This window comes from Lacinutrix chionoecetis (genome assembly GCF_053604665.1).
The window spans coordinates 201799-216094 of the sequence record NZ_JBSHNQ010000084.1; the positions used below are offsets into that span (position 1 = coordinate 201799).

Annotated in this window: 8 protein-coding genes; 2 read left to right on the top strand and 6 right to left on the bottom strand. The window is 36.3% G+C overall.

The window, feature by feature from the left end:
• Positions 1–63: 63 nt before the first annotated feature.
• Both ACVC43_RS10825 and bcp read right to left on the bottom strand, forming a co-directional pair.
• Positions 64–7497 (bottom strand): choice-of-anchor Q domain-containing protein, encoded by a 7434-nt coding sequence (locus ACVC43_RS10825; protein WP_452224537.1) that lies wholly within the window; start codon positions 7495–7497, stop codon positions 64–66.
• Between the two features lie 327 nt (positions 7498–7824).
• On the bottom strand, positions 7825–8280 hold the full coding sequence (gene bcp / locus ACVC43_RS10830) for a thioredoxin-dependent thiol peroxidase (RefSeq protein ID WP_452224538.1): 456 nt from the start codon (positions 8278–8280) through the stop codon (positions 7825–7827).
• Positions 8281–8325: 45 nt separating this feature from the next.
• Here bcp and ACVC43_RS10835 point away from each other — a divergent pair, with 45 nt between their 5' ends.
• Positions 8326–8982, top strand: a complete 657-nt coding sequence (locus ACVC43_RS10835) for an endonuclease III domain-containing protein (protein WP_452224539.1) — start codon at positions 8326–8328, stop codon at positions 8980–8982.
• Between the two features lie 64 nt (positions 8983–9046).
• On the opposite strand, the gene ACVC43_RS10840 is transcribed toward ACVC43_RS10835, so the two are convergent.
• A complete protein-coding gene (locus tag ACVC43_RS10840; RefSeq protein ID WP_452224540.1) occupies positions 9047–9190 on the bottom strand; it encodes a hypothetical protein in 144 nt (47 codons plus the stop codon).
• Positions 9191–9249: 59 nt separating this feature from the next.
• On the bottom strand, positions 9250–9834 hold the full coding sequence (locus ACVC43_RS10845) for an RNA polymerase sigma factor (protein WP_452224541.1): 585 nt from the start codon (positions 9832–9834) through the stop codon (positions 9250–9252).
• Between the two features lie 235 nt (positions 9835–10069).
• On the opposite strand from ACVC43_RS10845, the gene uvrA reads away from it, so the two are divergent.
• Positions 10070–12868, top strand: coding sequence for an excinuclease ABC subunit UvrA (gene uvrA / locus ACVC43_RS10850; RefSeq protein WP_452224542.1), 2799 nt, complete (start codon positions 10070–10072; stop codon positions 12866–12868).
• A gap of 224 nt (positions 12869–13092) precedes the next feature.
• Here the strand turns inward: uvrA and ACVC43_RS10855 are convergent, their stop codons facing one another.
• Positions 13093–13461: a hypothetical protein gene (locus tag ACVC43_RS10855; RefSeq protein WP_452224543.1), complete on the bottom strand. Its 369-nt coding sequence runs from the start codon at positions 13459–13461 to the stop codon at positions 13093–13095.
• Positions 13462–13533: 72 nt separating this feature from the next.
• The gene (locus ACVC43_RS10860) at positions 13534–14145 is read right to left on the bottom strand and encodes a DUF3667 domain-containing protein (RefSeq protein WP_452224544.1); all 612 of its coding nucleotides are present in this window, start codon (positions 14143–14145) and stop codon (positions 13534–13536) included.
• Positions 14146–14296: the final 151 nt, after the last annotated feature.

Consider the following 14296-nt stretch of genomic DNA (forward strand, 5'->3'; position numbering starts at 1 on the left):
CTAAACAATAAAATATTGTTTAGGTTTTTTTTATTAACGCGACTAATTAATGTTTAATTCAAATTAGTTTAAAATTAATTTCTTAGAAATTGAATTGTTTCCTGTCGAAATATTTACAATATATAATCCTGAAGATAAATTGCTTACATTTACCCTATTGCTTCCAACGTTTAATGTTTCGCTTTTTACTACCTGTCCTGTGATAGAAACTATTTCCATCTGTATTGTTCCAGAAATGGTGTTATCGAAGTTAAGGTTAAAGATCCCATTTGTTGGATTTGGAAACATGTTAAAAGTAGAATCTAAATTAAAATCATCTACAGATAAAGTTATTTGAGATTCATAAGCTCCAATATCTCTAGCTACTCCAAATATTACTTGACCAATTTGATCTGCAAAAGTATCCGCTGGATCACCAGCATCAAAAGCAGGAGAATTAGCAAGTAATTGATGTGTTAGAGTCGTCCCGCCGTTATCTTGTAAAGGACCTAATAATGCATCCATGCCTTCAATATCATTTGCTTCTGGTGTAAAGACATTTAAGTCATCCAATCCAATTAAGTTGTAATTGTTAGACGTAATTGTTCCTGAGACATCAGTCCCAGATCCAGCAGTATTATTTCCTACAATAGTATTCTTTAAAGATACACTATTAACAGCATCGATTCCTCCACCTGTTGCTGCAGTATTAAAAGCTACTGTTACAGCATTTAAGTCTAAACTTGCTCCGTTATTAGTTAATCCTCCACCAGAAGTTGTTGCAGTATTACCCGAAACAGTACTTCTCATAACTGTAGTAATAGAACCCATATTATTATAGATTCCTCCACCTTCATCTGCAGAATTATTATCAACTGTAGAAGCTACAACATTCATTGTTGTTCCATTTTGATTCCATAATCCACCACCTTCGTTAGCAGCAGCATTCCCTGAAATTGTACTTGTATCGATAGACACCGTTCCACTCGTTCCTGTAACGTGTAATCCACCACCATTTCCTGGTGCTGCGGTTCCAGCTGTTCCATCAACATCATTATTTAACATTGAAGAGTTTGTGAACGTTAATGTTCCATCAATGATTTCGATTGCTCCACCAGCTCTGTTAGCTGAATTAGTATCGAAAGTTGAATCTGTAACCGTTACATCACCAGCAGTACTTAATAAACCACCACCAGAAGCAGAAGCACCTGTTGACATGTTATTAGAAACTACTGTTCCGTTAACTACATTTAAAGTTCCTCCATTATTGAAGATTCCTGCTCCACCTTGATTAGCAGCACTACCTAAAGCAGTGTTACCATCAATTGTTACACCATCTACTAACATCACTCCTGTTCCATTCCAAAGTCCAGCTCCTTCACGACCTGCAGAATTACCATTAACGGTTCCTCCAGTAATTGTAAAGTCTTGCATTCCTGAAATGTGTAATCCACCACCATTTCCTGGTGCAGCTACTGCTGGTGCAACTCCTGCATTATTGTTATTTAATGCGGTGTTAGTTAAAGACGCTGTTCCTATTCCGGCCACAACTTCTATTCCTCCACCTGCGCGGTTTGCTTGGTTTCCTGTTATAAACGAATCTGTAGCACTAAAGCTGGCATCAACGTCTACTAAGATTCCTCCTCCAGAACCTGAAGCACCATCTGCAATGTTATTTGAAACTGTTGCTCCGTTTACAAGATTTACGGTTCCTCCACTTAAAGCGTAGATTCCACCACCACCTTCGGCAGCTGTTGCGCCACTTGCTGTGTTGGCATCTATTGTTGTTGCATCAACAGTCATGATTCCTGTTCCATTCCATAATCCACCGCCTTCTGATGCGGCTGTGTTCATATTTACGGTTCCGCCTGTTACGGTTACAGCACTGTTACCACTTACGTGTAAACCACCACCATTTCCTGGTGCACCTGCTCCTGTAACAACTCCTGCATCGTTAGAATCTAAAGTGACGTTGGTAAGCGTTACTGCGCCTCCACCGTTTGTTTCAATTCCTCCACCTGCTCGGTTTGCTGTATTATCCATAATAGTAATACCATTTGCAGTTAGTGTTCCTGCTGCATTTAAAATTCCTCCACCAGTTGACTGTGCGCCATCGGCTACGTTATTTGTAATTGCTGTAGTTCCTGATAAATCCAATGTTCCACCTTCGTTGTAGATTCCTCCACCTCCAGCGGCTCCTGGTGTTGTGCCATCATTTCCTGAGGCTGTATTACCATCAACTGTATGGTCAACAACAGTCATAACTCCAGAACCATTCCATAATCCACCACCTTCATTGGCTGCGATATTTCCGTTTGATGTCCCGCCAGTAATAGTAATGTCTTGCATTCCTGTAATATGAATGGCTCCACCACTTCCTGGTGCGGCTACTGCTGGTGCAACTCCTGCATTGTTATTATTTAAGGTTGCATTGGTTAAAGTCATTGTTCCTGCTCCAGCAACAATTTCTATAGCACCACCTGCTCTGTTGGCTTGGTTTCCTGTTATTGATGAACCATCGATATTTAATGATGCACCATCGATTAACAATCCACCTCCAGAACCTGAAGCTCCATCGGCAATATTATTACTTACTGTTGCTCCATTAATTAAATTTAATGTCCCACCTGTAAGTGCGTAGATTCCTCCACCACCTTCTGACGCTGTTGCTCCACTTGCTGTGTTGGCATCTATTGTTGTGCCATCAACAGTCATAATTCCTGTTCCGTTCCACAGTCCACCACCTTCTGATGCGGCTGTGTTCATATTTACGGTTCCACCTGTTAGCATTACAGCACTGTTTCCACTAACGTGTAAACCACCACCATTTCCTGGTGCGCCTGCTCCTGTAACAACTCCTGCATCGTTAGAATCTAAAGTGACGTTGGTAAGCGTTACTGCGCCTCCTCCGTTTGTTTCAATTCCTCCACCTGCTCGGTTTGCTGTATTGTCCATTATAGTAATACCATTTGCCATTAAAGTTCCTGCTGCATTTAAAATTCCTCCACCTGTTGACTGTGCGCCATCAGCTACGTTATTTGTAATTGCTGTAGTTCCTGATAAATCCAATGTTCCACCTTCGTTGTAGATTCCTCCACCTCCAGCGGCTCCTGGTGTTGTGCCATCGTTTCCTGAGGCTGTATTTCCATCAACTGTATGGTCGACAACAGTCATAACTCCAGAACCATTCCATAATCCACCACCTTCATTGGCAGCGATATTTCCGTTTGATGTTCCGCCAGTAATATTGGTTGTTGCTGGACCAGTTACGTGCAATCCACCACCAGAACCTGGTGCTGCAACTGCTGGTGCTACTCCTGCATTATTATTATCTAAAGTTGCATTAACTAAATTTAAAGTTCCTCCAGCTAATTCAATTCCTCCACCTGCTCTGTTGGCTTGATTCATTGTTACTGAAGATGTGTTAACTGTAACATCACCTCCAATAGTTAAAATTCCACCACCAGAACCTGAAGTTCCATCAGCAATGTTATTACTAATTATAGTAGCATTTTGCACTACAAGTGTTCCGCCATTATTAAAGATTCCTGCACCTCCATCATCAGCAGCAGGACCAGAAGCAGTATTGCCATCGATGGTTGTTCCATCGACAGTCATTGTACCAGTTCCGTTCCATAATCCTCCACCTTCACGTGCAGCGGTATTCATATTAACAGTTCCGCCAGTTATATTAGAGTCTGCCGCTCCAGTAATATGCAATCCACCACCATTACCTGGTGCTGACCCTGTTGTGTTTGAATCTAAAGTTGTAGCTGAAAGATTTAACGTTCCTTCAATTAGCTCAATTCCTCCACCTGCTCTATTTGAGGTATTATTTGTAATTGTAGATGCATTGATAATAACTAATCCATCGGTAGACAAAATTCCTCCACCAGAACCAGAAGCTCCAGTCGCAGTATTATTAGTTATCGTTGTTCCATTTTGAACGTTTAATGTTCCTCCATTGTTGAAGATTGCTCCACCTCCATCATCTGCTGCCACACCTTGTGCATCATTGCCGTCGATAGTTGTACCATCTACAGTCATTATTCCTGTACTATTCCATAATGCACCACCTTCTCTTGCTGCGACATTATTATTAAAAGTACCACCTGTAATTAATGCTGTTGCTGTACCACTAATATGAAGACCACCACCATTTCCTGGTGCTGCAATTGCTGGTGCGACACCTGTATTATTGTCACTAATATTAAAATTACCTGAAAAATCTATAGAACCGTCTATAACTTCTATGGCTCCTCCTGCTCGGTTAGACCTATTAAAAGCTAAAACCGCATTAACTACAGTTACAGCACCATTAGTACTGAAAATTCCTCCTCCAGAACCAGAAGCACCATCGGCAATATTATTAGTTATTGTTGTAGCATTACCTACATTTAATGTTCCTCCATTATTAAAAATTGCTCCACCACCATCATCGGCAGCATCACCTGAAGCGATGTTTGCGTCCAAAAACGTTAAACTAACATCCATTGTTCCTAAATTATTCCAAAGTCCACCACCTTCTAAAGCTGCGAAATTTCCTGAAACTGTACTGTTAGAAATAGTAGCATTGGTTGTTCCTGATAAGTGAATTCCTCCACCATTTCCTGGATTTGCCATAGCTCCTAATCCGATATCTACACCTGCAGAATTACCTGTAAGTGTAACACCATCTAAATTTAATGTGCCTCCTGAACTGTCTTCAATTGCTCCACCTGCTCTACTTGCATAATTTCCTGATATAGTTGAACCAGTAGCCACATTTAAAGTACCTCCTGTATTGTTAAATATTGCACCACCACGTCCGCCTGGAGTTGCAGCGATTGCACTATTTCCTGTTAGAGTTGTAGTAGCATCAACATTAAGTGTTCCACCATTATTAAAAAGTCCGCCACCACCTGTAGCGTCACCATTAGCAATATTTCCTGTAATAGTTGTTCCTGAAACGGTCATTGTACCAACACTGTTCCATAATCCACCACCTTCAAAAGCTGTATTATTAATTACTGAACCACCATTATAAACAACATCTCCCATTCCTGAGATATGTAATCCACCACCATTTCCTGGTGCTGGTCCGTTTACTGTATTCCCATCTAACGTTACATTATTAAATGCATATGTTTCACCTGAAGCAGAATTGATTTCAATTCCTCCACCTGCTCTATTAGCTGTGTTGTTTGAAATTGTTAATCCATCAACATTAAGTGTTCCAGGCGTTAAAGAAAAAATTCCACCTCCAGAACCTAAAATTCCTGAAGCTGTATTATTAGTTATTGTTGTTCCATTTTGAACTATTAATACTCCACCATTGTTGAAGATTGCTCCTCCACCATCATCTGCTCCTGCACCTTGTGCATCATTAGCATTTAAAACTGTGCTATTTACAGTCATGGTTCCTGCGTTATTCCAAAGTCCGCCACCTTCTAAAGCTGCGAAGTTTCCTGAAATGGTACTGTTAGCAATAGTAGCATTAGTTGTTCCAGATAAGTGAATTCCTCCACCATTTCCTGGATTTGCCATAGCTCCTAATCCAATATCTACACCTGCTGAATTACCTGTAAGTGTTACACCATCTAAATTTAATGTTCCTCCTGAAGCATCTTCAATGGCTCCACCAGCTCTACTTGCGTAATTTCCTGAAATAGTCAATCCAGAAGCTAAAGTTAAAATACCTCCTGTATTATTGAAGATTGCACCACCACGTCCTCCTGGAGTTGCTCCCATTGCTACGTTTCCTGTTAGTGTAGTTGCTGCATCAATATCTATGGTTCCGTTTCCATTGTTGAATAATCCTCCACCACCAGTAGCATTTCCTACTGCTGAATTGTTAGTTATTGTTGCTCCATTGATATCTAAAGTTCCACTTCCGTTCCATAATCCACCACCTTCTTTGGCAGCCGTATTTCCTGTTACTGTTCCTCCGTTAATTGTAAAATCTTGCATCCCAGTAATATGTAGTCCACCACCATTTCCTGGTGCGGCTACTGCTGGTGCAACGCCTGCATTGTTATTATTTAATGCGGTGTTTGTTAATGATGCTGTTCCTGTTCCGGCTACAACTTCTATTCCTCCACCTGCGCGGTTTGCTTGGTTTCCTGTTATAAATGAATCGGTAGCACTAAAGCTGGCATCTACATCTACTAAGATTCCTCCTCCAGATCCTGAAGCGCCATCGGCAATATTATTTGAAACTGTTGCTCCGTTTATAAGGTTTACGGTTCCTCCACTTAAAGCGTAAATTCCACCACCACCTTCGGCAGCTGTTACACCACTTGCTGTGTTTGCATCTATTGTTGTTCCATCAACGGTCATTGTTCCTGTTCCGTTCCATAGTCCACCACCTTCTGAGGCTGCAAGATTACCAGAGACTGTTCCTCCAGTAATATTTACTGTAGCAGTACCTGAAATATGAATAGCTCCTCCATTTCCTGGATTCGCCATACTTCCTAAACCTATATCTGCTCCTGCTGAGTTTCCTATTAAATTAACTCCGTTTAAAGTTAATGTTCCATTAGAACTATCTTCTATTGCTCCACCAGCTCTACTTGCGTAGTTTCCTGATATTGTTAATCCTGAAGCTAAAGTTAAAATTCCACCTGTATTATTGAAGATTGCACCACCACGTCCTCCTGGAGTTGCTCCCATTGCTACGTTTCCTGTTAGTGTAGTTGCAGCATCAATATCTATGGTTCCGTTTCCATTGTTGAATAAACCTCCACCACCAGTATCGCTTCCTACTGCTGAGTTATTTGTAATTGAAACTCCGTTTATATCTAAAGTTCCGCTTCCATTCCATAATCCGCCTCCTTCTTTGGCAGCTGTGTTTCCGGTAACAGTTCCTCCGTTAATTTCAACACTTCCTGGTCCTGTTATATGTAAGCCACCACCATTACCTGGTGCTGCTGTTGCAGGAGCTACTCCTGCGTTATTATTATCTAAGTTTACATTATTTAAAGTAATTGCTAATCCTGTTCCAGAATTATCTTCAATTCCTCCACCCGCTCTATTGGCCAAGTTGGAAGATATTTCAGAATCATTTATTACTAAAACACCACCAACATCGTTAAATATCGCACCACCAGAACCTGGCGTTCCATTTGCAATGTTACCAGTTAATATTGAGTCATTGATGGTTACGGAAGCATTAGAAACAAAAATGGCTCCACCATCTATTGCCAAGCCATTTGTTAAAGTTAAGTTTTCTAAGGTTACTATTCCCGCAGTAATATTAAATAGTCTTCCATTATTATTTCCATCTACTGTTACAGTTGTAACTGGTGCTCCAGTAATGGTTAAGTTTTTGTCTATAACTATTTCTCCAGTTAAAAGAGTAATGTTAGTTACAGTTGGCGCGAATGTGATTGCATCGCCAGCCGTTGCATTCGCTACTTCGACACGTAGTGTGCCTGGTGAGCCGTCATCTGCAGCACTCGTAACGAGTTGGGCAAATGAAATACTTGTTGTAAAAATTGCCAAGATCATGGCAATTAGTAGTGTAGTTTTGTTTTTCATTGTTAAGGTGTTTGGTTAATATTAATTTTATAGCGTCTAATAATCTACTCATTAATGAATAGAATAGCTGTTGTATTAATTTTAATCTTAACTCAATAGCTAAATTGTAATTTATTTAACTGAATTTTAATAGTTTACAACCACCCATAAGAGTTTTACTAGACAAAATGTCTACGAAAAAAGCTATGATAAGGTTTTAAAATTTTATGTATTTAACATAATATTGTGAATAATGACAATATAACTCCGGGATCATTATTAAGGTTTATGTATAAATAAAAAAAGCACTCAAAATTGAGTGCTTAAAATTTTTAGAAATTAGAGAATTTATAATTCTAATATCTGTGCAGCATGATCTTTAGTTTTCACTTTGTCAATAACATGCTCAACGACTCCGTTTTCGTCTATTAAGAATGTTTTTCTATGAATACCATCGTAAGTTCTACCCATAAACTTTTTTTCTCCCCAAACACCAAATGCGTCAATAACTTCTTTTTCGGTGTCTGCTAATAAAGGATAAGGAAAATCAAATTTATTTTTAAAATTAGATTGCTTCTTTTCTGTATCTGCGCTAACGCCTAAGATAGAATAGCCTTTATCTTGTAATAGTTTATAATTATCTCTTAAATTACAAGCTTCTACTGTACAACCTGGTGTGTTTGCTTTTGGATAAAAGAATACTACTAATTTTTTTCCTTTATAATCACTTAGAGAGATTGAATTTCCATCTTGATCGTTTACTTTAAAATTTGGGACTTTATCACCTTGTTTTAATGTTTTCATAGTTGTAATTTTGATTTTCATTGTTATCACTCAAAAATACAACTAATGACCAAGCAAGAAAAGGTAGATTTTGTTATAAATACGTTAAATGCATTGTATCCAGAAATACCTATTCCTTTAGACCATAAAGATCCTTATACTTTGTTAGTTGCAGTTTTACTATCTGCACAATGTACCGATGTTCGCGTCAACCAAATTACACCCTTATTATTTGCAAAGGCTGACAATCCTTACGATATGATAAAAATGAGTGTTGAAGAAATAAAGGATATTATAAGACCGTGTGGATTATCTCCTATGAAAAGTAAAGGCATTTATGGCTTATCACATATTTTAATTGATAAACACAACGGAGAGGTCCCGCAAAGCTTTGAAGCTTTAGAAGCCTTACCTGCAGTAGGCCACAAAACGGCAAGCGTTGTGATGTCTCAAGCCTTTGATGTTCCTGCTTTTCCTGTAGATACTCATATACACAGATTAATGTACCGCTGGAACTTAACTAACGGTAAAAATGTTGCTCAAACCGAGAAAGATGCTAAACGATTATTTCCAAAAGAAACTTGGAATGACTTGCACTTACAAATAATATGGTATGGCAGAGAATATTCACCTGCTCGTGGTTGGGATATAGAAAAGGATATCATAACTAAAACTATTGGTAGAAAATCGGTTTTAGATGCTTACTATAAAGGACAGCGATAGAAATATTATTTTAATAACGGTTACAAAAAAAATCCTGATTTAGTTAAAATCAGGATTTTTCAGTCTAATTCAGAAGTGCTTCAAACTTCATTTTATTATAATCTATAACACTTAAAGCCTTGGAATAGTTAAGAATGAAACTAATGGTCTCATCTTTAGGGTTCATTTTTGTATCCTTTTTTGGATTCTTAGAGTAAATTTTTGCCATCTATTTGTTTTTTAGTTACAAATAAATAACGCAACATTTATTCTAATATTGTATAATCCCTAATTGGTTAAAATAATATTATGTTTTTCAATAATTTTTCTCATATTTATTAAAGCGTAACGCATACGACCCAGCGCTGTATTTATGCTCACGCCTGTACGTTCGGAGATTTCTTTAAAACTCATATCGTTATACATTCGCATTACTAAAACATCTTTTTGGTCGTCTGGTAATTCTTCAATTAAACGTCTTACATCGCTTTCTACTTGATCTTTAATAATCGCTTTTTCGGCGTTTAAACTTGTATCGCTTAACACAGAAAAGATACTAAATTCGCCACTGTTATCGAACTTAGGCATACGGTTGTTTTTTCTAAAGTGATCTATTACTAAATTATGTGCAATACGCATTACCCAAGGTAAAAATTTACCTTCTTCGTTGTATTTCCCCTTTTTAAGAGTACGAATAACTTTAATAAATGTGTCCTGAAAAACATCTTCTGCAACATCACGATCGTAAACTTTCGAATAAATAAAACTGTAAATACGTTGTTTGTGCCTTTTAATTAAAACTTCGAGAGAAGATTCGTCGCCATTAATATAGCTACTTACTAAAGTAGCGTCTGAGATAAGTTCTTTTCGCATAATCATTACTTTTTATTTGCAGAAGTTAGGGCTTCAGCTAGGGTTAATAAATTTAAAAAAGTAATTGTATGCTATAGGCTTGAAAATTAGTTTGTTGTTATTGCGGTAAATATAACAACAATCATTCCTAAAAAGCAAAAAAAAATTAAAGTTTTAACATTTTATTACACAATAATCTTTTTTATAAGACACTTTAGATGTGTTATCTTTGCATCACTTTTATATCTAAACACTTATGAACATTAAGCTTTCCGAAGTAAATCCTAAACAAAATATCATCATTAAAGGTGCGAAATTGCACAACTTAAAAAATATTGATGTTGTTATTCCAAGAAATAAGTTGGTGGTAATTACAGGATTATCTGGATCTGGAAAGTCGAGTTTAGCATTCGATACGCTGTATGCCGAAGGACAAAGACGCTATGTAGAAAGTCTTTCTAGTTATGCAAGACAGTTTTTAGGCAGATTAAACAAACCTAAAGTAGATTACATAAAAGGCATAGCTCCAGCAATTGCTATTGAACAAAAAGTAAATTCTACCAATCCTCGATCGACTGTTGGTACCACTACAGAAATCTATGACTATCTTAAATTATTATTTGCACGAATTGGTAGGACATATTCGCCTGTTTCTGGACAGGAAGTAAAAAAAGATTCAGTTTCTGATGTTTTAAATTATGTAAAGTCTCTTGCTGACGGTAAAAAATTATTACTTCTCGCTCCTATTCATTTAGAAGAAGGTCGAGAAATGAGTGACAAACTAAAAGCATTAAATGCTCAAGGTTATGCGCGAATTAAAGCTAACGGCGAAGTATTAAGATTAGATAAAGCAGAAAAAATTACCAAAAAAACCAAAGATTTATTTTTAGTGGTTGATAGAATTGTAACTAAAAATGATGAGGATTTTTACAACCGTCTTGCCGATGCAATACAAACCGCTTTTTTCGAGGGTAAAGGAGAATGTTTTATTGAATTGATTAAAAGTGACTCTTCAGCTAATGAAATGCGTCATTTTAGTAATAAGTTCGAATTGGATGGAATCACTTTTTTAGAACCTAATGTACATTTATTTAGCTTTAACAATCCTTATGGAGCCTGCCCAAAATGTGAAGGTTATGGAGATGTTATTGGTATAGACGATGATTTGGTTATTCCTAATACGGCATTATCGGTTTACGAAAATGCCATTTTTCCTTGGCGTGGAGAAAGTATGAGTTGGTATCGCGATCAATTGGTTAATAATTCGCATAAATTCGATTTCCCGATTCATAAGCCTTTTTTTGAGTTGAGCCAGAATGATAAAAACTTAATCTGGACAGGAAACAAATATTTTGAAGGTTTAAATTCCTTTTTTGCCGAATTGGAAAGTAAAGCTTATAAAATTCAAAATCGTGTGATGCTCTCGCGATACAGAGGGAAAACAAAATGTAAAGTTTGCAATGGAAAGCGTTTAAGACCAGAGGCTAATTATGTTAAAATTGCCAATGCAACCTTAACAGATTTGGTAGAAATGCCTTTAGATAAGCTTGCTATTTTCTTTAAGCAATTAGAGTTAAACGATCACGACACAACCATTGCTAAACGTTTGTTAAAAGAAATTTCCAATCGATTAGCCTTTTTATCTAATGTCGGTTTAGACTATTTAACATTAAATAGAAAATCGAACACCTTATCTGGAGGTGAAAGTCAGCGTATAAATTTAGCGACTTCATTGGGCAGTAGTTTGGTAGGCTCCATGTATATTCTCGATGAACCAAGTATTGGTTTACACCCTAAAGATACTGAAAGCCTTATTTTAGTGTTAAAGGCTTTAAGAGATTTAGGCAATACGGTTATTGTTGTTGAGCATGACGAAGACATTATGAAAGAGGCCGACGAAATTATCGATATTGGACCAGAGGCTGGAACTTTTGGTGGACACGTTGTAGCAACAGGAACATATAAGGATATTTTAGCTTCAGCATCTTTAACGGCTAAATATTTAAATGAAACTTTAAAAATTGAGGTTCCTAAAAAACGTCGTACTTCAAAATACAACATTAAAATTAAAGGTGCTCGAGAAAACAATTTAAAAAATATCGACGTTACTTTTCCGTTAGGCATGCTAACTGTTATCACAGGAGTTTCCGGTAGTGGAAAAAGTACGTTAGTAAAGAAAATACTTTATCCAGCAGTACAAAAATTATTAACCGGTTTTGGTGATAAACCAGGACAGTTTTCTAATATTGAAGGCAATTACAGTAATGTCAAGCATATAGAATTTGTAGACCAGAACCCTATTGGTCGCTCGTCGCGTTCAAATCCTGTAACTTATATTAAGGCTTATGATGATATTCGCGCACTTTACAGCAAGCAAAAATTAAGTAAAATTAGAAATTATGCTGCGAAACATTTTAGTTTTAATGTAGATGGTGGACGATGCGAAACCTGTAAGGGAGAAGGCGAAGTTACTATTGAAATGCAATTTATGGCAGATGTACATTTAGAATGTGAAACCTGCAAAGGCAAGCGTTTTAAAAAGGAAGTACTTGAGGTTACTTTTGCCGATAAAAATATAGATGATATTTTGAATATGACTATCGACGATGCCATTTCTTTTTTCGATGACAATCATGTTACTAAAATTAAGAATAAATTACAACCGTTACAAGATGTTGGTTTAGGCTATGTTACACTTGGCCAAAGCTCATCTACACTCTCTGGAGGAGAAGCACAACGTATTAAATTGGCCTCTTTTTTAGGTAAAGGAAATACTAAAGAAACTGCACTCTTTATTTTCGATGAACCTACAACAGGACTCCATTTTCATGACATTAAAAAGCTATTAAAATCATTTAATGCCTTAATTGAAAAAGGACATTCTATTGTTGTTGTAGAGCATAATTTAGAACTTATTAAATGTGCAGACTACGTTATTGATTTAGGCCCAACTGGTGGTGAAAATGGTGGACACTTGGTAGCTTCTGGAACTCCAGAAGAAATCGTAAAAATTAAGACTTCGGAAACTGGGAAATATTTGAAAGAAAAATTATAGCATCTTAAAAGATGTTATGCTTGACCGAAAACCTTTAAAGAATGAAGTAATATTTTCGCTACTACTTGATAACTGCCATTTACATTGGTAAAAATAAGCTGCCCTTTTTTTGTTTCGGGAAAGATAAATACTAAGATCTATACGTTTGTTTTCTAATTTGTTTTTATTGATGATTATTACCTGATCACACAAATAAATTCATTCAACGTTACACTTTTTTAAACCTAATAAAATAGAAAAGAAACAAACCCAAGTGTTATAAAGGCTAATGGCACCATTAATATTAAAAAAACAAATGAAATGATACCGCTTTTAATAATACTTAAAAACAAGTTTTGCTTATAAAACCTGTTTACAGCAATCACCAAATAAATAAAGGTGGATAACATGATTAAAAAGTCTACCCAGCCTGGTGCATCTATTATAAAATCTGCTATTAGTAATAAACTAAACACAACAAATAAAAAGGCAAAAAAGTAGAATGTGAATACCAAATGGTATGCATACTTTCCTTTTTTATAGTAAAATAGCTTTAAAAATAGAGCAAAGATTGGTAAAAGAATAAACAGTGCAATTGGCGTTGCTTTAATCATCGAATTCCAAATAGAGCCTACGTTTTGTTCTTTATGAAATTTTAGTATTTGAGGATAGACTATTTTTTGAAACTAATTAGGATTTTCATCCATGCCCATTTCCTTGTAAATCTCCTCTTTTGGTGCGTTTATATCTAAAAGTGAATCGACCCTCTTTATATTGTAGCCTAACGTTATTTGTTTCTTTGGAGAATTTAAATTGGTTTTATTTACAATAGAATCTATTTCTTTATCTGTAGCGCCTGTAAATGGTTGTGTTTTTTTTAAAGCCGAATATAATTCTGCTTTATCGCTAGAGTCTGTTTCTACTTGTACCAATTCATCTTTCATTTCTGAAGTAACCACCTTAAAATCTTCATTTAATTTTAATTCTTGTTTACTGGTTACAAAGGAAAACATGAAAAAGAAGATAAAAGTAACAAACAAATACAGTTGTGCAGGATGCAAATAAGAGAGTCTTCTACCTGCTATAAATTTATTTGGTAAAAAACCCGGTTTTGTCATTAATGGAACAAAACTCTTAAAGAATTTAGAATCGTAAAGTAAGTAATTGTTAACCGTATTATAAAACAAAACACCTAAAGTTAACTCTTCCTTATCCTTCATTCCACAATGTGGACAAAATTGAAAATTACTTTTAAATTCGCCATCGCAATTTTTACAAGTATTATATTTAATGGACATGAGATGGTTGGTTTTTTTGTTAAGTAAATATACTATTTAATACGTATCTACCAATAACAAAAGTGCGATAAAGAAGCCGAAAAATATCTTAAAAGCACAACAAAATCAACACCTAACAAGTTTGGCACGCATCTTGAAACTTCATTAATTA